The sequence below is a fragment of the Paenibacillus sp. FSL H8-0315 genome (assembly GCF_038005365.1).
Classification (GTDB): domain Bacteria; phylum Bacillota; class Bacilli; order Paenibacillales; family Paenibacillaceae; genus Paenibacillus_AQ; species Paenibacillus_AQ odorifer.
Window position 1 is genome coordinate 1,899,840 of the sequence record NZ_JBBOTA010000001.1, and the last position, 18,082, is coordinate 1,917,921.

The 18,082-nt window shown below is 39.4% G+C and carries 13 protein-coding genes, 8 tRNA genes and 2 rRNA genes; 2 read left to right on the plus strand and 21 right to left on the minus strand.

Annotation, left to right across the window (positions count from 1 at the left end; all coding sequences use genetic code 11):
- Nucleotides 1-185 precede the first annotated feature (185 nt).
- Nucleotides 186-527, plus strand: a complete 342-nt coding sequence (locus MHB56_RS08215; protein ID WP_340976755.1) for a ParA family protein — start codon at nucleotides 186-188, stop codon at nucleotides 525-527.
- Nucleotides 528-734: 207 nt separating this feature from the next.
- On the opposite strand, the gene MHB56_RS08220 is transcribed toward MHB56_RS08215, so the two are convergent.
- From MHB56_RS08220 to MHB56_RS08245, 6 genes are all read right to left on the minus strand, one after another.
- Nucleotides 735-1,892, minus strand: a complete 1,158-nt coding sequence (locus MHB56_RS08220) for a hypothetical protein (protein ID WP_341143461.1) — start codon at nucleotides 1,890-1,892, stop codon at nucleotides 735-737.
- 71 nt (nucleotides 1,893-1,963) lie between these two features.
- Nucleotides 1,964-3,109, minus strand: a complete 1,146-nt coding sequence (locus MHB56_RS08225; RefSeq protein ID WP_076185529.1) for a hypothetical protein — start codon at nucleotides 3,107-3,109, stop codon at nucleotides 1,964-1,966.
- An 18-nt stretch (nucleotides 3,110-3,127) separates the two neighbouring features.
- On the minus strand, nucleotides 3,128-4,336 hold the full coding sequence (locus MHB56_RS08230; protein WP_341143462.1) for a hypothetical protein: 1,209 nt from the start codon (nucleotides 4,334-4,336) through the stop codon (nucleotides 3,128-3,130).
- Nucleotides 4,329-5,192 (minus strand): ABC transporter ATP-binding protein, encoded by an 864-nt coding sequence (locus MHB56_RS08235; protein ID WP_076220372.1) that lies wholly within the window; start codon nucleotides 5,190-5,192, stop codon nucleotides 4,329-4,331. Before MHB56_RS08235 ends, MHB56_RS08230 begins: the two co-directional genes overlap by 8 nt.
- Complete coding sequence (locus tag MHB56_RS08240) at nucleotides 5,182-5,850, minus strand: hypothetical protein (RefSeq protein ID WP_036687472.1); 669 nt, start codon at nucleotides 5,848-5,850, stop codon at nucleotides 5,182-5,184. Before MHB56_RS08240 ends, MHB56_RS08235 begins: the two co-directional genes overlap by 11 nt.
- 43 nt (nucleotides 5,851-5,893) lie before the next feature.
- Nucleotides 5,894-6,829, minus strand: a complete 936-nt coding sequence (locus MHB56_RS08245; RefSeq protein WP_076220371.1) for a D-alanyl-D-alanine carboxypeptidase family protein — start codon at nucleotides 6,827-6,829, stop codon at nucleotides 5,894-5,896.
- Nucleotides 6,830-7,233: 404 nt separating this feature from the next.
- Here MHB56_RS08245 and MHB56_RS08250 point away from each other — a divergent pair, with 404 nt between their 5' ends.
- Nucleotides 7,234-7,587 (plus strand): BlaI/MecI/CopY family transcriptional regulator, encoded by a 354-nt coding sequence (locus MHB56_RS08250; protein WP_051491512.1) that lies wholly within the window; start codon nucleotides 7,234-7,236, stop codon nucleotides 7,585-7,587.
- A 226-nt stretch (nucleotides 7,588-7,813) separates the two neighbouring features.
- On the opposite strand, the gene MHB56_RS08255 is transcribed toward MHB56_RS08250, so the two are convergent.
- The 15 genes from MHB56_RS08255 to MHB56_RS08325 form a co-directional block, all read right to left on the minus strand.
- Nucleotides 7,814-9,667 carry an ATP-binding cassette domain-containing protein gene (locus MHB56_RS08255; RefSeq protein ID WP_036687469.1) on the minus strand — a complete coding sequence of 618 codons (1,854 nt, stop codon included), beginning with the start codon at nucleotides 9,665-9,667 and terminating at the stop codon, nucleotides 7,814-7,816.
- Between the two features lie 331 nt (nucleotides 9,668-9,998).
- Complete coding sequence (locus MHB56_RS08260; RefSeq protein ID WP_036687467.1) at nucleotides 9,999-10,187, minus strand: hypothetical protein; 189 nt, start codon at nucleotides 10,185-10,187, stop codon at nucleotides 9,999-10,001.
- A 69-nt stretch (nucleotides 10,188-10,256) separates the two neighbouring features.
- Complete coding sequence (locus MHB56_RS08265) at nucleotides 10,257-11,801, minus strand: radical SAM/SPASM domain-containing protein (RefSeq protein WP_076130852.1); 1,545 nt, start codon at nucleotides 11,799-11,801, stop codon at nucleotides 10,257-10,259.
- Nucleotides 11,802-12,485: 684 nt separating this feature from the next.
- On the minus strand, nucleotides 12,486-13,055 hold the full coding sequence (locus MHB56_RS08270) for an RNA polymerase sigma factor (RefSeq protein ID WP_341143463.1): 570 nt from the start codon (nucleotides 13,053-13,055) through the stop codon (nucleotides 12,486-12,488).
- 200 nt (nucleotides 13,056-13,255) lie between these two features.
- Nucleotides 13,256-13,334: transfer RNA gene (locus MHB56_RS08275), tRNA-Leu, on the minus strand.
- 19 nt (nucleotides 13,335-13,353) lie between these two features.
- Nucleotides 13,354-13,430: transfer RNA gene (locus MHB56_RS08280), tRNA-Arg, on the minus strand.
- A gap of 10 nt (nucleotides 13,431-13,440) precedes the next feature.
- Nucleotides 13,441-13,515 (minus strand) — tRNA-Gly (locus tag MHB56_RS08285).
- 36 nt (nucleotides 13,516-13,551) lie between these two features.
- A tRNA-Lys gene (locus MHB56_RS08290) sits at nucleotides 13,552-13,624 on the minus strand.
- A 14-nt stretch (nucleotides 13,625-13,638) separates the two neighbouring features.
- Nucleotides 13,639-13,716, minus strand: a tRNA-Asp gene (locus MHB56_RS08295).
- Nucleotides 13,717-13,741: 25 nt separating this feature from the next.
- Nucleotides 13,742-13,818 (minus strand) — tRNA-Met (locus MHB56_RS08300).
- Between the two features lie 89 nt (nucleotides 13,819-13,907).
- A tRNA-Val gene (locus tag MHB56_RS08305) sits at nucleotides 13,908-13,983 on the minus strand.
- An 89-nt stretch (nucleotides 13,984-14,072) separates the two neighbouring features.
- Nucleotides 14,073-14,147 (minus strand) — tRNA-Glu (locus tag MHB56_RS08310).
- Between the two features lie 87 nt (nucleotides 14,148-14,234).
- Complete coding sequence (locus MHB56_RS08315; RefSeq protein WP_341143464.1) at nucleotides 14,235-14,534, minus strand: hypothetical protein; 300 nt, start codon at nucleotides 14,532-14,534, stop codon at nucleotides 14,235-14,237.
- A gap of 233 nt (nucleotides 14,535-14,767) precedes the next feature.
- Nucleotides 14,768-14,884: ribosomal RNA gene (rrf, locus tag MHB56_RS08320) — 5S ribosomal RNA — on the minus strand.
- 128 nt (nucleotides 14,885-15,012) lie between these two features.
- Nucleotides 15,013-17,939, minus strand: a 23S ribosomal RNA gene (locus tag MHB56_RS08325).
- Nucleotides 17,940-18,082 lie beyond the last annotated feature (143 nt).

Sequence of the window (18,082 nt, forward strand, 5' to 3'; positions counted from 1 at the left end):
GTAAGATCAAGTTTTTTTGCAGGTTCTTTCGTTAGATTTAAACGCCGCAAGGCTTCCGGGAATCTTCTCAAATAGTAGTCGCTTTTGCACAAATGAGAGAACTCGGAGAGAACTATAACAGATCAGCCCGCTCCCTATCATTGACAGATAATATCGAAGCTTTGGCTTCAGGGAGGGGAATTGATATGAGAAAAACAACAGTAAACACTATCGCTAATCAAAAAGGCAGTACAGGTAAAACCACCACCGCTTATAACCTGGCTTACGCCTTATATAATGAAGGAAAAAAGATATTACTGATTGATTTTGATCCTCAAGGGAATCTAACGATGTACTTTGGTATCGAACAACCTGATAAACTCCCTTACTCTATGTTCAACATCAAGAACGCGATGATGACGGACGAACCGCTTCCATCGCCCGAAGAGTGCATTCATTCTCAAGGTAACATTGACCTGATTCCTATCAACACTTGGCTTACTCAATATCAATGCTTTGGTAGCACTCAACTGCTCAGATCATTGTGAAGGTAAAGAAGCGAATCAATCCACATATTCGCATTGAGGGCGACTTGATGACCAGGTGCGACACCCGTACCAATTTATATAATGAAACCATTCGTCTAGTGAAAGTGTGGTGTATCATAGAAGTCAGTCATCCGGCAAGTTTATTTTGATCAATGAAAATGGACTCTAGACTCCAAAGCGAGGAAAACTATCGGCCTGTCTTTTACGTTATTCAAAAATAATTAAGTCATCTATCTCCCCTAACGCAAAATACAAGAATCCTTTGAATTTATCAATCGTAACATTCCGTAAAATATCAGCAAAATCTTCATAATCTTTTATTACTTGAAAATTATTAAAGTAAACTTCATTCAATATCTCTGCTTCGCATTCACTTCGACTTATTGGACTAAATCTATTACTGTATACATTTATCCTTAACTCCTCTTTTAACTCGTGGAAATTTACACTTTCAAGCATGAAATTTATTATCTGTTCCACATCTATGGTTATCTTATTTGGAGTCTCGTAAATATCATTGCTGCTCGTTAATTCAAATATATAGTAAATTCTAGTAGAGTCCTCATTACTAAAAAATATAATTTCAAATTTACAGTTATTTTTGACACCATAAGCTTTATCTAATAATTTGCAAATACTTATCAAGTACAATTCATTGAGAATCGTTTGTTCTTTGTTAAAAATCTTAGAAAAATAAGTACTAGAAAGTGCAACTTTTTTATCACTATTACAAAATAATTTAAATATTTGTACATCTATATTTAAATTAGATGCTATCCGTTCCAGTTCTTTGTCATGGAATTCTTGCTTTTCCACACAACCTTTTCGCTTTGTTTTTTGAGGCAAGTCAGAAATAACAAACTCATTTTTTTCATGATTAAAAATGAAATATCTTAAATTTCCTGCTACATAAATACTACTTAAAGTCTCAAATAATTGGTCAACGTTCAAACTTTTTACGTCCTCAAGTAGGCCTATTGGTCGAGAAACAATATCTTTATTTAAAAAATGAATCATTACATTGATCTTTGCCACATCATTGTGTTTCGATAGTATTTCTTCCTCGACCTCTCTAATGGCCATTAACATTAAGTCATAATATTCATTTTTATTATCTAATATCCTCCTCACATAGTTTTCAAATTCAAAGATAAGGTTTAAACCTACTTGGTACTTCGCATTGCTCCAACTATATAAGCAATAGCAGTAACTTGTTTGTCCTCTCAAATTACATTCTTTCTCTGTGAAAAAATCTTTGAGCATCGCCAGTATAACAAAGTGCTCTAGAACGTGAGCTAAACCGTTGTTGCTAATACCATCTTTTTCTGATCCAGCTTCGCATAAAATAAAAAATGAATACATCATCTACCTTCTTTCCGAACTTCACTTCATTTTTTTATCCTTGATGTGTTTTAACTTTATGCGTAATGCTCAATCTAAGAAGTAAACCTCATTTTATTAATCCATCTTGGCAAAAATAGTAGGAGTATAAATAAAACTGCAACAGTAATGGAAGGAACGGCAATAATTCTAGAAATACCTCCATAGGGTTCAAAACTTGTGTAATAGCTATTGAACTTGGCTATCTGCATGGGCAGAAAATTGCCCACATAATGTTTCAGAAAGAATACCTCGCTCATCTGAATGGCGTAAGATATGGCTATGGTGAATAGTAACAGGGCGTAGCCAGTATAAATCTGTGTGACTAATACGCTGATCAATAAAGTAATCCCTGTCATCAGTGAGATTGCCACATATCCAATAACCAGGTTGATTAAAAACTGCTCGAAATAATTCACCGCAACCATTGATAAAAAAAATTGTGGACTACTTTGTATAGGCAAATCCGCTCCTTGTAAACCGTACATAAAGAATATAGGCGTAACGTAAATCGCTACCGCCGCCAGATAAAGCAATAAAGAGAGCTGGAAGGCGTTGATAATCCGTATCCTACTCAGCTTACGTTTTCCAAACCTCGTGGATTTGACCAGTCCGTCCACGCCCAAGGTCTCGTCTTCATTAAAAATTGGGACCAGTAGAATGGAAATGAGAACCAGGACAATAAAAACACACTGGCTCATCCCTGAGTTAACGTTCTTCCATCCCTCGGCATAACCCATCCGGATAGGTTCGGAGAGAGAAGCCGCTGCAAAATTCCCGTTGCTGATTCCTTCCCTAGAACTCCCCGCTTCCTTCTGTGCACTTTTGATGATGTCTGCCCTGTCCTGATAAAATTGTTCTGCTGAGACATCCCGTATTCCAGTCCAGTTCCAGCCATACACTTGGATAATCATATCCAAGGCTGGCAAATCTGCAACATCCGCTTTATTCCTGTCTTCTGGTAGGCTAAGTTCTCTGTATTTTTCCAAAATTTTATTAATCTCAACTTCATCCAATACCTCCGGTTGATAGAAATACCGGTATTCCGTCCCATCTGTTACCTCATATCTTGCCTGATTTAAATAACCTGTTTTGATGGTGTCTAAGTTGTAAAAGGTAAGTATCAGAAACAATGCCAACAAAAAACCGAATATGTTTATGTTTAGGATTTTACTTCTGTTTACTTTTGATAAATAGCTCATGATTTCACCTACCTTCCTCTACTGTAAATAATATCTTCTCATCCATATAGAGATACCGATTCGAGATAAGAGAATGTACACAGTACCCAGAAACAGGGCGACAAAAACATAAGGAAATACAGTATTACCCACAAAATATAATTTCTCTATGCCTATAAGATTATTGATAAAGTTCTGGGGCATGAAGACCATCACTTTTTCAATCAGCACCCCCCTCCCCATCTGATAAGTATTTACGAGATAAAAATAAATCAGTGAAAGTGCTAATACCAGTTTCCCTCTTTTAAAAACCACGGACAAAAACAGGATAAGATGCGTCACGACAAGTGTGGAAAAGTATCCCATGGAAATATAGAGTAACCCCTCTTGAAGCTGATTCATAGAATAAAATGTAATTGTTCCGATTTGAACCGAAGAGTCCCAGCCGTGCAGCGTATACACTGCGGTAATAAACAGCAGTATGATCGCAATATACACAAAATAGGCTATCGTAGAAAACACACAAGCGGCACCAAGCTTGTAGCTGAGCAGCCTTCTCCTGCTCTCCTTGGTGGATAAGGTCACCTTGTCAATTCCTTTGCTGCTGTTTTTGGAGAATCCCTCGCATAGGATAAAGGCCAAGAACATAAAGAAAAGGTAGATCGTATTTAATAAACCTATTTTCAGGTACTCCCAGCCACTATCGTATTTGAATAAAAATGGGGTGGGTACTTTTTGCATTTTCTGGGATATGATTTCGATTTGTTTCTCTGTATAAGGAAATAGATTTTGTTCAGTGGATAAATATTCGGTAAAACTGCCCTTCCAATCTACATAAAAATTGGAGAGCTGCTCATCCGTTAAATTTAAGCTGTTATCGAGAACACGGTACTTTATATATGGAAAGTTCAGTTCCCAGTTCAGCGCATCGTGAGGAAAAGTTAATCTTTTTCCCAACTTGCGATCTGTATCTACTTCGCCTTCAATATAAGGTTTGTCCACGCTGTTTTCGTAGTTTTGTTTCATTTGTAATAAATAATCCGTCGTCATCGTGCCCTCAACCGTGCGCTCCCTTAAAATTTTCCAGCCTCCAAGACCGCTATGTATGGTTCCCTCATCATCCAAGACATCTATACTCTTGGCGGTTTGAATCCAGGGGATCAGAATAATAGTGAGAAAGAGTAGGCTGATAATTACTGTATTTTTATTTAATATTTTTTTCAGTTCTAATGGAATGAAATTACGCATGGCTCCCACTCCCTAAGTAGATGTAGTAATCTTCCAGCGTGGGCTCGCATACGATTGCGCCTGATTCCTTTTCTCCCAAGTAACGGACATTAACAACGTTTTCTTCCTGCCGGATCCGTACGATCAGGTGCTCCTTTTTAAAGGAGGCCAGTCGCTCTCTGTCCATCTCCTCAGTAAATACTTTTCCTTTAATCCCGGATAACATCTTTTGCACATTACCTTGCTCTTTAATTTTCCCCTGATTTAGGATGATCACATTGGTGGTAATTGCTTCGATATCCGAAATAATGTGGGTAGAAAACAAGATGATCTTGTCCTGTCCCATTTCGCTTATGATGTTTGAAAAACGGATTCGCTCATGGGGGTCAAGCCCAGCGGTGGGCTCGTCAAAAATTAATATCTTCGGATCGTTAATAATGGCTTGGGCAATGCCCACCCGCCTTTTCATCCCTCCGGAAAAGGTTTTGACCTTTTTATTAGCAACATTCTCCAGGTTGACAAACTGTAATACCTCTGGAACTTTGTGCATCAGTTCTTTTTTTGACAACCCCTTCAGTGCTCCCATATATTCCAGATATTCTGTTGCTGTAAACGCGGAATAAACCTCGAAATCCTGGGGAATATATCCCACAAGATTCCGGTAGTCGTCGTTCATATGGAAGATATCCTTGCCGTTAAAGGTAACCTTACCACTAGTTTGATGGTCAATTGCCACAAGGATTCTCATCAAGGTGCTTTTCCCTGCCCCATTATCTCCCAAAAGCCCATACACACCTTCAGGCAATGTAAAATTTAGTTCACTGATTGCCCGTTTCATTCCAAATGTTCTTGTTAAATTCTCCGCTTTAATTTCCATCGCTAATTTCCTCTCTCAATTGATATACGTCTCCTTCCGAGAGAACTTGCCATTCTTCTCCCGTAGACTTTCTACCTAACAGGAGGTTGGTATATTCTCCGTCCAGCTTTTTCACTTCCCATGCGAACAGATTTTCATTTTCGAATCCTGCTATGATACCTGTTTTTTCTTCCTTGTATAGAATATTTTGGATTCTCGGATCATCAGTGTTTCCCCTAGTGCCATTGTCCGCTGGTTCGGGAAACCGATCTGAATTTTCTCTCATGTATGCATCAACTGTTTTGTAGATGCCTGTTATATCCTCGATAGAAAGAGATGGAACTTCTATTGTTGGCCTAATTGAAGACTCTTTTCTTCCTTGCTCCCGATAAGTTCTTTCATTTTTTTTCCTCCCTTCATCAAGACGTTTGTCCAAAGCAATATCCTCAAAAGTCCTTTTATCATCTAGCGTTGCATCCTTTGGAGATTCCTCATTGCCCGGATTCTTATTCTCTGACTTTACATCCTTCGGATTATTATCTAAGGTAATTAAATCCTCTGAGATGGTTTTATCATCCTGTATGCTTGCATATTCTGAGTAGCTGCTTTGATTTTGGAAGTAGAGGCTTCCTCCAATCAAAATGGTTATAGTTAATACAAACATTAAGATTTTTTTCACTAAGACACCTCCATTTTTTATATGTAATTCTACATTTTATCGTTTATTTCAACTGACTTAATTTTCCGTATAAATTTAAAGTATCCCTAATCTGAGCCTGATCTGGATGACTAATGTCCTTTAATGGCGCCCCCATGACGATGACTATATACTCACGGTTATTCACTAACCCAAGTGTTGCCCAACATTGTCCAGCAGCAGATGTAGTTCCCGATTTACCTCCAATAATTTTGAAGCCGATTTGCTGATCTTCATTAAGGTACTTCAGTACCGTCGATTCTAACAGAATCCCTTCTGGATGGTCTGTTGTTGATGTCGTCAGGTATGTCTCTTGAGTAAACATCTTTTTAAAATCCTCGTTAGCTAATGCATAATCCAAAAGCTTTCCCACGTCTGAAGCGGTTGTATACTGATTGTCATCATGAAGGCCCTCAGGACTAGTGAAATGTGTACCATTTAAGCTGAATTCAGCGGCTTTATCATTCATCATCAAAACAAAATTTTCCACACTTCCCGCAACATGAACAGCTAAAGTGTTTGCCGCTTCACCACCAGAAGTGAGAAGCGTCCCATATAACAAGTCTTGGTAGGTAACCTCCTCATCTTCGCGAAATCCGGCCATAGAAGAGTTACTTGCAAGAAGCTCACCGAACGTTCTCCGGTCTACCGGCGCGATTACAGATAAGTCATCAACATGCTCAAGGGTGACAATTGCGGTCATAATTTTTGTCAGTGAAGCAGGATAAACCTTGGCTCCCGCACTTTCTTCGTAAATGGCTTGATCAGACTCTCTGTCATAGACATAAATATATGGACTGGCATAAGTGTTCTGTCCAAAGAATGGCAAGACCTTTTGTGAATCTAAATTCAGTTTACTTGCTGTTCCTATTAGCACTCCGAGAAGAACAATTGTGAATACTGATATTCTTACTAACTTGGGTTTCCTGTTCTTTAGCTTGCTACGTTCACCTTTCTCCATTTCCATTTTCTCCCTATTCTTCTTGGTACAAAGTATAGATTCAACACCTTAAAAATCTAGGTGTGTAGATCTTAAATTTTTCTTAAATAAATGGTTTGTGCTTTACTATTCTTCTCTACTTCATTAGTATCCAGCCGTACACGAACTTCAACCGAGCGTTATATATAAAATGTTTCAAATAAATAGTGACATCAAAAAAATATCATCTAAATATTTTACTGCAATGTTGGTATTGCCTAACGTTGATTCTTTCTTTGTAAATCACTCATATATCCCTTAATATGCTCCAATAACAAACCAGTAAATTTTAAGAATAAAAAAATATGATGTCACTATTTTAAGATTGATATATTGCAATTTAGCAATTATAATAAACACAACCTACTATATGAAAGGTGAATGAAATGAAAAAACTGCCTAGAATCAGTCAAAAAGAACAAGATGTGTTATTGGTTTTTTGGCGAGATGGCGGAAATTTAACCGCATCAGCCATCGCAGATAAAGGGGACGGATTGGGTATTAATACCGTTCAAGCAGCGGTTCGGAATTTATTGAAAAAGGAATATATTGAAATTTCTGACATTGTATATAGTGGCACCGTACTAACAAGAAGTTATAAGCCTGTTATAAGTGCAGAACAATATGCTGCATATCAGTTGCAAATTTTAAAAATAAATGCTAAGAATTTTTCAGTATCGAACTTTGTAGAACATTTTAAAGAAAATAATGAGTTAGATTGTTTAAAAGAATTGAAGTAGTTATACAAATCCAAGTTTAATCTCACCGTAGTTAAAGATAAAATTCATATAGGACGAGTATGAAAACTGAAAAATTAAGTATGTCAAGCATTTTGTTGATATATTATATAGACATCTGTTTATTCCTTCTTCTAGAATTACAACAATACAGGAGTATCAGATGTTTTTCCATTTTCACCTTTTGGACACTTTGTCAAGCACTGATTACTGCTTTGAGCTCTTTATATTATTTCAACAACTCACCTGCAAGAGCAGGCTCTTTAATGAATCCTTTATAGTTGTCTGCTTGAATGTCATACAGCTCCGCATATATTTTATTATTGCTAATCAGAAAATCATGATCACCCACAGCGTCTACTTTTCCTTCGTGTATTACAATTATTTGATCAATATTTTTTATATTAGTGAATCTATGAGTAATAATTATATTAATCCTCTCTGTTTTTTTGTTTACCATATTTTCAAAGACTTCACTTTCTGTCTTAGCATCTAAAGCTGCTGTTGGTTCATCAAATACCATAACGTCTGCTTCCCGGACGAAACTTCTTGAGATAGCAAGTCTTTGCCATTGTCCTGTTGAAATATCCTCACTATTTTCCCATCCAATCAATAAATTTGTATCAAATTTCCTATTTAATTCATTAATAAAATCATGTGCTTGACCTAAGACGGAAGCTTCTATTATAACTGGCATATTGTTAATATTATCAACCATTGAAATTCCAATATTTTCTCTTATTGTAAGCGGAAACTTCACAAAATCCTGAAACATCGCGCTCATTTTCTCAAAATAGGCTTTCTTGTCGTACATAGTTCTATTAATGCCATTGATTAATATCTCGCCTTTTGTTGGTGCATATAACCCTAAAATGATCTTGATCAACGTAGTTTTTCCACTTCCGTTATATCCGACAACTGCATAATCAAATCCTTTTTTTAATGTCAAATTTATATCTTCTAATATATGGTTACATGAGCTTGGATATTTAAAATAAACTCCTATAAACTCAATTGAATCCACGACAAAATCCTTTATTAAATCCTCCCTAACTTCCTCGCTTTTTATTGAATTTATTTTGTTTAACCTCTCAAAGCTCAATAAATACAAACAATTTTCATATAGTGTCAAAGCACAGCTTATTAAATTGATCAAAGCATTTTGCAGCTTGGTAGCAGTTTCAATACTCATTATGATCACACCGATTGACAGTTTACTCATAATACCATTAACAACTATAATTATTTTCAATAAATAGGTCAGTAAATGTTGAATAGAATCACCTACTGTAGATTTTATAGTCAAAGTTCTTTTTACATTTTTATCTTGCTCAATTATCTTTTCAAAAATATTATTAATGATATTCTGTATAAAAGATATGTTGGAAAATAATTTCATTTCTTTGAAATTTTCATATGTAACTATCATATCCTTTAAAGAACTATAGTACCTAGTTTTTTCATATCGTTTATCATATACTTCAAATAACTTTGACATAGATTTTAAATTAATTATTGTACTTGGGACTATTGATAGTATGATGATAATCACTATACTTATCTGGTAAGATGCCAATATACTTATTGTACCAACGAATAAAGTCATATTCATGATAATCTCAACAATGTTATTCAAAATACCTATACTTCTCACTGTTGACTCGTCATTTGTTTTTTGGATGTCATTATGTAGTCTTGGATCTTCGAAATCTTGCATTTCCATGCTGTCTACAATTTCAATAGTTTTATTTGTTATATACTTATCAACTAATACAGTATAAATTTCCTTTACATAATTTGTAGTTTTATTAATAATTAATTTTATTAGTACAATAATGAAATGAAGAAGAAAGAGATATATTATGATAATATAATCTTTGTTGTCATTTATTAAAAGAGAACCTATTTGATCTATTATATGCTGCCATACAATTAAGTTTATGATATCAGGTAAAGCCATAACAGAACTTAAAACTAAAATTAATATGAAGTATTTTTTTGAAGAGGCGAATAATACGCTTAGAGTAGTTTTTATAATAGCAAAGTAGTTACTAAAGTGTCTAAAATTGTTGAATTTCTTCATCTCAATTATCCTCCAGTATTAATTGTGTTCTAAGTACTAAGGACGTGACTAAACCCTGAAGAATAATGTGGTATGGTTATTGTATTTCAATATAGGTCATAGCCTTCTGAAGAGTAACTCCAGTCTAACAACCTTAGATTTGAATACAACAGTGTCTTCGTCGGTATTGGACGAAGACACTGTTGTATTGTGAAACTCAATTTCTTGCCGCGTCGGAGTTATACGCGTTGTTTACAGAACCGACGCAAGAGCAATTACAATCAGGTTCTGAAATTTTATTTAACTGAATAGTTCGTTAATTGAGAATTACACATACTGCTGGTTTGTAAAACTAGTTTCTTGCTGCGTCTTGGTTAGCCGCTTCATTTACAGAACCGATGCAAGAGCATTGACAACCAGTTCCTGAAACCTTAGTAGCTGCTTGGTTCGCTAATTTAGAGTTACACACACATGGCGCACGAAAAGCTATGCTCTCATTGTCAATAGCTTGCTGTTGATATGGATTCATAATTTTCAGCATATTCTCACCTCCTTTCATTATGTATTTATCCAGGTTTAAATGAGAACAATTAAACCGAGAAATTAATTGTTATAAAAGAACATCTTCGTTAAAGATTGCTAATTGTTCCGGTGATGTCCTAAGTAAGTTGTGATAATTCCTTAAACTACGTTCTGTTGTACTTCTATAATATTCACACTCTGCAAGATCAGGTTCCCTGACTCCCGAAGAATCCATTCTGTCTACATAACAACTACTACAAAGTTTAGCAGCCCAACAATCAGAGCAAATATTTTCCCAAACTTCGGAAAATTCATAAACATATTTTTTATAAATCTTTTCCTCAATAATCCCTTGATTTATATTTCCTATTGAAGGACTGTTTCCTATCCTTTCACATGCGAGAAAATCGCCATCTGCGGAAACAAATAATCGTCGGGATCCAACAACACAACAACCGTTCATTGGTACAAAATTAGTAGCTCTTTTTGTTACGCTTCTTTTATGAATTCTATCAAGTGAATTAAAGATAGTTTGTTCTTTAATTTCTTCCAAATTGCTAGTAATACTAATTTGCTTATCCTGCCATTGTCGTAGCGATTGGTCATTATAATCGGAGCTTTTAAGCAATTCTTCAGGCACAGTACCAGGACCGGCATAACCTAATTGATATCGGAAATCTTCATGAGTAAAATCTAAATTTGTAAAAAAGTCATCTATTTGAGAAACCTTTTCTTCGCTAAACGGAGGCATGTACACCGCATTTGCACTTATGTGCATTTCCTTACCATTTTTTCTAGCTACACTATTTAATAATTTGAATTTCTTGAAAACGTCATCAAATGAGCCTGAGCCATTCTTATAAACTCGATACATATCATGTATTTCTTTGGGACCATCAATGCTACAAAGAATAGATAAATTGTCAACGGTAGAAAAATATTCAGCCATTTTGGGGGTTAATACAGACAAGTTAGTAGTAAAAGAAAATTGTATAGTCCTTCCTGCTAGAGCAACCTTCGAGTATTCAATAACTTCTTTTAATAGCTCGAATTCAAGTAAAGGCTCTCCACCGTAAAAAGTAATAGAAACTTCCTGCTGATCCCCATAAAGTTTCATGTAATCAATAGATTTAAGCGCCGTATCAGATGACATTCTTTTTGAAGTAAACGCCCGATTGTGAGGATACCCATCATGGTATATACAATAGCGACAACGCATGTTGCATTTTCCAGTTAATTCTAAAATGAGTTGCGTTGTCCCTGTATTCATTTCATTTTTTATATACTCTAGGGATATGTCATTATATAAGTGCTTAATTTTGAATCCTTTGAATAAATCCTCCTCATTAATTGAAGTCATTAATTCATCTACATTAACGTTGTGAGCATAAATATATTGATTTAATTCATCTAAGCTTTTATTAGAGGAAATTAACAATTCAAATAACTGAGCTATATCATTGTCAAGCATCACAACCTTACTTGTACCACTATCGTAGAAGTAGTAAAAGTTATGTTCAGAGAATATCTTCCCTATGGAAAGTGCTGTTTGTGCTGGTTTTTCTTTTTTGTATTCTTGGATGTAATTAAAGAGTTCTGAAAAGTTTTCGAAGTTATCTTTATATAAATCCATTTCATTACCTCCTGCCATTAAAATACAACTCTTGAATATTATTATAGTAACATATTAAAAAAATATCAACACATTATTTTTTTAATATGTTACTTTCGGTCTTACCACATCTAGGTTATGAAGTTTAGTAGGCGAAAACTCTACTTGATAAGACTAAACCGAGCCCCATATTTTAATAGACAACTTCGCATAGAAACCTGCAACACTCTAAATCAAAAAAGAGCAGCATAAGCGCTGCTCTTTTTTGCTAGGCTAGAATCGGAGTCTTAATACTTGAATTCATACGAATAGGAGTTTATTGTCTCCAGAACCGTACTATTTTCCACAAATTTTGTTATATGTACCACCCGGTAGGTATTCCCGGAATTGACATAGTTAAACCCGTTCGAAGCATGTGAGCCCATGCTCGAGAAAGACTAGGTCCAAGTCTTCACATCAGACCATTGATTGCTGCTGTTTTACCTCTTTTGTAGGGTGAGAGTAATAGAAGTATCATAATCCGTATAAATCTTTATTGTTCTCCCACTCTCGATAGTCAGCGAAACAGATGTCACCGAGATATACTATAAAGGGTATTATTATCTTCTCCTGTACAGCAGGTTCAGCATATTCTACTCTCTAAGGTCATGCAAATAAAGATTTCTTCGTAATTTCCCTCTATTTTTTTCTTATTCAGATGTTTCTTCATATTCCACTTCCGCCATTCTTAAGAAGCAGCTTCATTGCTCTGCGCCTGGCTCTGGTCAAATAAGATCTAATATTCACCGCTTGGACATCCATAGAAGCAGCAAGCTTGTGATCACTCCATTCAAGAATGTACTTGTTATACAATAAAGTCTGATCCCGTTCTGATAACTCACTGAGTATCTTGGCAATCTCTGTGTAATCCTCCTTGAGGCTATACATCTCCTCGATGCTAGGCTGCTTGTCGGCTATTTGCTCTATACTGTCAGCGGTTATCCCTGAAGAGGTATGATTCAGATGTCTTTTGCGCTGCTTCGCATGATTAATACTAGTATTATGTACGGTATGGACCAGATAGGATACTTGTTTATGCAGGTCTAGGGAACGCAATAATGCGGCTTTACTGATTAGTCTGACGAAGGACTCCTGTATCATATCATCAACAACATCATAGTCCTGCAAGATCTCATAAGCCTTCTTTTTCATAATAGGATAATACCTATCGTATAGCTCTGTTAGAAATACAACATCCTCGTTAACTTCTACAGTAGATAGGATGGTGAAGAACATGAATATTCTCACTCCCTTTAATTTACATTATAATACATAATAATAGTTGATCCACCTTATTATGGAAGTGATGTATGATTCACAATATATGCTACTAGAAGCATTCAGCGAAACAAAAAGACCACTATAAATAGCTATATTTAGAAAATAAAAAAAACTTGTAAAATTGCTGAAAGCAATCTTACAAGTTTTTTTCGATATACCGGTGAGAGGACTCGAACCTCCACGGTTTCCCTCTCGATTTTGAGTCGAGCGCGTCTGCCATTCCGCCACACCGGCAAAGTATTAAGTTAAAATATGGCGCGCCCTGAGAGATTCGAACTCCCGGCCTTTTGATTCGTAGTCAAACGCTCTATCCAGCTGAGCTAAGGGCGCAAAATTTATATGGAGCGGACGACGGGAATCGAACCCGCGACCCTCGCCTTGGCAAGGCGATGCTCTACCGCTGAGCCACGTCCGCACACGGTATGTATTGATGTCCGACTCACTAAAGAAGTGAGCCATGAAGGACTCGAACCTTCGACACCCTGATTAAAAGTCAGGTGCTCTACCAACTGAGCTAATGGCTCATAAAGCAAGAAAATGGCGGAACCGACGGGATTCGAACCCGCGGTCTCCTGCGTGACAGGCAGGCATGTTAGGCCAACTACACCACGGTTCCAGAAGAATAATTGCTTAATGAAAATTGGTTGCGGGGGCAGGATTTGAACCTGCGACCTTCGGGTTATGAGCCCGACGAGCTACCGGGCTGCTCCACCCCGCGTCAGTAAAAAAGTATTAATTCCCTTGGATCCGCCGGAAAGTATCCGGAATCCTCAGTGAAGCATTAACTTCACTTTTGGGGATGTGTTATGGTGGAGGCTGAGGGGATCGAACCCCCGACCCTCTGCTTGTAAGGCAGATGCTCTCCCAGCTGAGCTAAGCCTCCATATAAAGAAGCAACTTAATTATCATAACATAATCAAATCTGTAATGCAACCATTTTTTCTAGAAGTCTGATGCTGTTTCAAGAAGAAGTGGTGACCCGTATGGGATTCGAACCCATGTTACCTCCGTGAAAGGGAGGTGTCTTAACCCCTTGACCAACGGGCCGTTTTAAAAACAAATTGTTTTGACAACAAAAAATATTGTATCATGTATTATTAAGTATAGCAATACCTAAACTCATTATTTTTCTTTTTACTCTTCACTAGGTAATAGATTGATATGAAGCTTTTGAGCTATTATCTCAATGATTTCACCCGTAGTTCTATCATTCGTGTCTAGATGCTGCTTAAATACCTCGTGATCAAGCCCTGTGATGCACCTGTCGATCTGATGAGCAGCCCAAGAGTCTTTTCCTTCACCTCTAACGCTTAATCTCTTAAGCAAGGTCTCTCGGGAGGCACACAAACTAAAATGATAAAGCTCTATGCCTCCATCAATGAACTTGCCGATGATTTCCCTGCAATAATCCGGATTCACTAGGGTCATAGGCACGATAATTATCCCATCATATTCGCTAGCTATGTTTTTCTTCGATACATTTCATTTGCGGTTTCTGTCTTCCCTGAACCAAAAGCACCATTGATCCATATAATCATGATCATTTGCCTCCATGAACTAATTTTCATTCAAAAACCACTTCACAGTGATTGCCTATCCTTATAATAAACTGCTAAACATCGTACAACAAAAAGACCACTGTCGATTACTCAACAGTGGTCTTGCGTGCTTGGCAACGTCCTACTCTCCCAGGACCCTTCGGTCCAAGTACCATCGGCGCTGGAGGGCTTAACGGTCGTGTTCGGGATGGGTACGCGTGGAACCCCTCCGCTATCGCCACCAAACATGCGTCTGTGAAACAGACGCTGCCGCGTGAAATTCGGTTCATCACCAGAAGTGAGAATGAATTTCTAAGCGTGTTACAGGCTTGATGCCTGAAAACTGAATCCGAAACGAATTTGCATTCTACGTATAGGATAAGCCCTCGACCGATTAGTATTGGTCAGCTCCATGCATTACTGCACTTCCACCTCCAACCTATCTACCTCGTCGTCTTCAAGGGGTCTTACTAATTGGGAAATCTCATCTTGAGGGGGGCTTCACGCTTAGATGCTTTCAGCGCTTATCCCGTCCGTACGTAGCTACCCAGCCATGCTCCTGGCGGAACAACTGGTGCACCAGCGGTACGTCCATCCCGGTCCTCTCGTACTAAGGACAGCTCCTCTCAAATTTCCTGCGCCCACGACAGATAGGGACCGAACTGTCTCACGACGTTCTGAACCCAGCTCGCGTACCGCTTTAATGGGCGAACAGCCCAACCCTTGGGACCTACTTCAGCCCCAGGATGCGATGAGCCGACATCGAGGTGCCAAACCTCCCCGTCGATGTGGACTCTTGGGGGAGATAAGCCTGTTATCCCCAGGGTAGCTTTTATCCGTTGAGCGATGGCCCTTCCATGCGGTACCACCGGATCACTAAGTCCGACTTTCGTCCCTGCTCGACTTGTAGGTCTCGCAGTCAAGCTCCCTTATGCCTTTGCACTCTGCGAATGATTTCCAACCATTCTGAGGGAACCTTGGAACGCCTCCGTTACTCTTTAGGAGGCGACCGCCCCAGTCAAACTGCCCGCCTGACACGGTCCCCGTACCCGGTAAGGGCACTAGGTTAGAACCTAGATACGATCAGGGTGGTATCCCAACGGCGCCTCCACCGAAGCTTGCGCTCCGATTTCTACGGCTCCCACCTATCCTGTACAGATCGTACCCAAATTCAATATCAAGCTGCAGTAAAGCTCCATGGGGTCTTTCCGTCTTGTCGCGGGTAACCTGCATCTTCACAGGTATTAAAATTTCACCGGATCTCTCGTTGAGACAGCGCCCAAGTCGTTACGCCATTCGTGCGGGTCAGAATTTACCTGACAAGGAATTTCGCTACCTTAGGACCGTTATAGTTACGGCCGCCGTTTACTGGGGCTTCGGTTCATAGCTTCGGGTTACCCCTAACCACTCCCCTTAACCTTCCAGCACCGGGCAGGCGTCAGCCCGTATACTTCGCCTTGCGGCTTCGCACAGACCTGTGTTTTTGCTAAACAGTCGCTTGGGCCTTTTCACTGCGGCCCCCTCGTGCTATTCACACTACCGGGGCACCCCTTCTCCCGAAGTTACGGGGTCATTTTGCCGAGTTCCTTAACGAGAGTTCTTCCGCGCGCCTTAGAATTCTCTTCTCGCCTACCTGTGTCGGTTTGCGGTACGGGCACCTTCTCCTGGCTAGAGGCTTTTCTTGGCAGTGTGAGATCATGACCTTCGCTACTACAATTTTCGCTCCCCATCACAGCCCAGCCTTAACGATGTGCGGATTTGCCTACACATCAGCCTCACTGCTTAGACGGACATCCATCAGTCCGCGTCACTACCCTCCTGCGTCACCCCATCGCTCATAGCGGATTACGGTGGTACAGTAATTTCAAACTGTTGTCCTTCGACTACGCCTTTCGGCCTCGCCTTAGGTCCCGACTTACCCTGAGCGGACGAGCCTTCCTCAGGAAACCTTGGGCTTTCGGCGGATCAGATTCTCACTGATCTTTTCGTTACTCATACCGGCATTCTCACTTGTGTAGTGTCCAGCGCTCTTTTCAGTACACCTTCAACCCCTACACAACGCTCCCCTACCCCAGATACATACGTATCTAGCCATAGCTTCGGTGGTGTGTTTAGCCCCGTTACATTTTCGGCGCAGAGTCACTCGACCAGTGAGCTATTACGCACTCTTTCAATGGTGGCTGCTTCTAAGCCAACATCCTGGTTGTCTGTGCAACTCCACATCCTTTCCCACTTAACACACACTTGGGGACCTTAGCTGATGGTCTGGGCTGTTTCCCTTTTGACAATGGATCTTAGCACTCACTGTCTGACTCCCGGCAATAAGTATATGGCATTCGGAGTTTGACTGAGCTTGGTAATCCTTGCGGACCCCGCACCCAATCAGTGCTCTACCTCCACTACTCTTATACCGAGGCTAGCCCTAAAGCTATTTCGGGGAGAACCAGCTATCTCCGAGTTCGATTGGAATTTCTCCGCTACCCCCACCTCATCCCCGCACTTTTCAACGTACGTGGGTTCGGGCCTCCAGTGCGTGTTACCGCACCTTCACCCTGGACAGGGGTAGATCACACGGTTTCGGGTCTACGTCCACATACTAATTCGCCCTATTCAGACTCGCTTTCGCTGCGGCTCCACCTTCTCGGCTTAACCTTGCATGTTAAACGTAACTCGCCGGTTCATTCTACAAAAGGCACGCCATCACCCATTAATAGGGCTCTGACTTTTTGTAAGCACACGGTTTCAGGTTCTATTTCACTCCCCTTCCGGGGTGCTTTTCACCTTTCCCTCACGGTACTGTTTCACTATCGGTCGCCAGGTAGTATTTAGCCTTAGCAGATGGTCCTGCTGGATTCATACGGGGTTTCACGTGCCCCGCACTACTCGGGATCCGTCTCGGAGAGAACACAGTTTAGGTTACAGGGCTTTTACCTCTATCGCGGGCCTTTCCAGACCTCTTCACCTACCATATTCCTTTGTAACTCCATGTGAGACGTCCCACAACCCCTAAGAGCAAGCTCTTAGGTTTAGGCTGTTCCGCGTTCGCTCGCCGCTACTGACGGAATCACTATTGTTTTCTCTTCCTCAGGGTACTTAGATGTTTCAGTTCCCCTGGTCTGCCTCTACATTTCCTATGTATTCAGAAATGAGTAACTGCGAATTACCACAGCTGGGTTTCCCCATTCGGACACCCCCGGATCAAAGCTTGCTTACAGCTCCCCGAGGCAGTTTCGTTGTTCGCCACGTCCTTCGTCGGCTCCTGGCGCCTAGGCATCCTCCGTGTGCTCTTATTAGCTTAACCTTGATTTTTCCGTAGAAAAATATCATACGATGACATTCTCTTTGGAATCATCTCACTAATAACATTTACTTGTTTGCACAAGTTGCTAAAAGATGTTCTAAAACGCAAATTCGTTTCGGTATCCAGTTTTCAAGGATCAAGTC

Excerpts from the sequence above, each read along its gene's own strand:
- MHB56_RS08215 (WP_340976755.1), top strand. The coding sequence starts at position 186 with ATGAGAAAAACAACAGTAAACACTATCGCTAATCAAAAAGGCAGTACA.
- MHB56_RS08220 (WP_341143461.1), bottom strand. The coding sequence starts at position 1,892 with ATGATGTATTCATTTTTTATTTTATGCGAAGCTGGATCAGAAAAAGAT.
- MHB56_RS08225 (WP_076185529.1), bottom strand. The coding sequence starts at position 3,109 with ATGAGCTATTTATCAAAAGTAAACAGAAGTAAAATCCTAAACATAAAC.
- MHB56_RS08230 (WP_341143462.1), bottom strand. The coding sequence starts at position 4,336 with ATGCGTAATTTCATTCCATTAGAACTGAAAAAAATATTAAATAAAAAT.
- MHB56_RS08235 (WP_076220372.1), bottom strand. The coding sequence starts at position 5,192 with ATGGAAATTAAAGCGGAGAATTTAACAAGAACATTTGGAATGAAACGG.
- MHB56_RS08245 (WP_076220371.1), bottom strand. The coding sequence starts at position 6,829 with ATGGAGAAAGGTGAACGTAGCAAGCTAAAGAACAGGAAACCCAAGTTA.
- MHB56_RS08250 (WP_051491512.1), top strand. The coding sequence starts at position 7,234 with ATGAAAAAACTGCCTAGAATCAGTCAAAAAGAACAAGATGTGTTATTG.
- MHB56_RS08255 (WP_036687469.1), bottom strand. The coding sequence starts at position 9,667 with ATGAAGAAATTCAACAATTTTAGACACTTTAGTAACTACTTTGCTATT.
- MHB56_RS08260 (WP_036687467.1), bottom strand. The coding sequence starts at position 10,187 with ATGCTGAAAATTATGAATCCATATCAACAGCAAGCTATTGACAATGAG.
- MHB56_RS08265 (WP_076130852.1), bottom strand. The coding sequence starts at position 11,801 with ATGGATTTATATAAAGATAACTTCGAAAACTTTTCAGAACTCTTTAAT.
- MHB56_RS08270 (WP_341143463.1), bottom strand. The coding sequence starts at position 13,055 with ATGTTCTTCACCATCCTATCTACTGTAGAAGTTAACGAGGATGTTGTA.